The organism is Falseniella ignava CCUG 37419, from assembly GCF_000301055.1.
In the GTDB taxonomy this organism is placed as follows: domain Bacteria; phylum Bacillota; class Bacilli; order Lactobacillales; family Aerococcaceae; genus Falseniella; species Falseniella ignava.
This window is the reverse complement of record NZ_JH932304.1, coordinates 1-2,214: the sequence shown is the minus strand read 5'-3', so window position 1 is coordinate 2,214 and position 2,214 is coordinate 1. Positions and strand designations below refer to the sequence as shown.

At 32.6% G+C, this 2,214-nt stretch carries 1 protein-coding gene; it reads right to left on the bottom strand.

What is annotated here, in order from left to right; translation table 11 throughout:
• Positions 1-576: 576 nt before the first annotated feature.
• Positions 577-2,082, bottom strand: a complete 1,506-nt coding sequence (locus HMPREF9707_RS08385; protein WP_006702272.1) for an RNA-binding domain-containing protein — start codon at positions 2,080-2,082, stop codon at positions 577-579.
• Between the last annotated feature and the right edge of the window lie 132 nt (positions 2,083-2,214).

Sequence of the window (2,214 nt, the reverse complement as noted above, 5' to 3'; positions counted from 1 at the left end):
GCATTAATGGACATCATAGAAATCACCCGTTTTCTTTTTATTATATCGAAATAAGCTCATGAAATCACTCGAAAAAAGTGATTTAACAAGCTTTGTCTACAGTCTGAGGCTATAATGAATGATATTCATTATAGCCGTTAACTAAATAACAGGTCTACAATGAATAATTTTTACAACAAACATACTTGTACAATTCAAATTAATTCCTCCTCATAGTTTATTTTATGAGAAGTTTGCTTTTACTACAGCTATACTTAAATTACTCAAAAGTTTTCACTCCAATCTGAATAAATTCTAAAACCATTTTACCAAAAAACTATGTTATTAACTAGATTCATAAAATCCTATAAAGACATATCTTGCCTCCTTTAAATTAATTATTTATACTCCCGCTTTGTTATTTTTCTATCCTAATTATTTCCATACTGGAAAGACCAATTTCAATACATTTATCATTGATAACAACTTCCTTGACCAACCGATTCGTCAAAGCCTCATCATACTCTTCCAGCCGAGTGCGTTCGAGTACAGGTATAGATTAATTTAGGTGCTATGAGAGTTTGGTTTGGTTAACACTTATTCAGAATCTCGGCGCACTATATTATCTTCTATTAATCTTAATAATCTTTTCATACCATAAGATTGTTCAGGGGATGATAATTTAAAAACATATCTTGTTGAACGACCTTTACCTATAACATCAATCATATTTTTTTCTAACAAATCGTTAATGGTAGTTCTAAACATATGATTTTCCATTGACAATTTTTCATTAGCCTCACTTCTACTAATTGATTGGTGTTCGACTAAATAATACAGTATTCTCTGCTGCTCTTCAGGGTATGTTTCAAAGGTTTTTTCCAAATCGACTTTCCAAATTCTTACTACTGTTCGATTTTGTTCTCTAATTACTTCTGGTAATTTTAATCTATATTTCGATGCAACATCAAAAATACGCGGACCTCCACTACCTGCTTTTTCTGAAATTCCAATCCTGCGCATGATAGATGACATGGTATGGTTTCTAATATTCGAGTTTCCTCCATGAATGAATTCATCAACAGTTATTCTCATCTTTCCGGGATTTATAAATTCATAATAATCCGGATAAGCATTAATTCTAATTGGAGTATCGGAATCGTAATAAGCATGCATTAATGAATTGACCAGAGCCTCCCTCACCGATGTCAGCAAATCCGATTTGAACGGCAATCGCATTTTCGTGCTTTCATCCAGCACAAACTCATCCTTTATTGATAATTTTAATTTGTCTATAGCCAATCTCAGAAAGCTAAAAACATTTAATTCAGGGAAGGCTGCATCTCCTGTAGAGATTCGATCAACCCAGTCTGTCACTAAAGAAGACTCTTTTTCAAAATAATCAAGTTGAAAACCAGGGTATCTATCAGTTATCGCATGAAATTTACCGAAAAACAACAGGCCCCCTGTAGTGATATAATATTTTCCATCGCCTTGTCTATCTTTCCGTAAAGCTCCAATTTCAATTAACATTGCTTCATGACTCATTTCAAGATATTTTTCATTTTTAGTTTGATCAAAAAGCAATTTTTTATAAACTTCTAAATCATCCTCATTTAAATCTCCTATATCATAATTTTTAAGTAACTCATTATCTGTTACTTCATGAGAGCCTACTACCAGTGCTTTGTATTTTTCTGTTGAGAGCTTTCTATCGCCTTCACCCAATCGCTCATATGCTAACCGGGGGTTATTCTTTAGATAAATTGGTTTTAAATTATATGGTGCTTCTGGGATATGAACGAAAATGACATTTGTGCCATCCTCTAGATTTATAATTCGAACATCTTCATCTTCAATAATATTTGCGCTAACTTTTTGAGTGTTATTAAGCAAGTTAAACAAATCATCTCTTAGTTTATAAGGATCATCTACTCCAGTCACTTCATTATTTTTCTCATCCACTCCAAATACCACAAGACCACCATCAGTATTGGCGAAAGCAGAATAAGTATCCCAGAATGAGTCTGGAACATTATTTTTTGCTTTTTTTAGTTCAACGTTCTTTCCCTCGGTTAACTCTAATAATTTTTCTTTATCCATCTATATACCTCTATTTTTTCTATTTTAGCACGATTCACGCACGATTATTTTCTAAAAAGAGCCCTTTGTAAAGGGATTCTTTATTTATTTCTTGATTTTTTTGCACGATTCACGCACGATTCACGCACGATT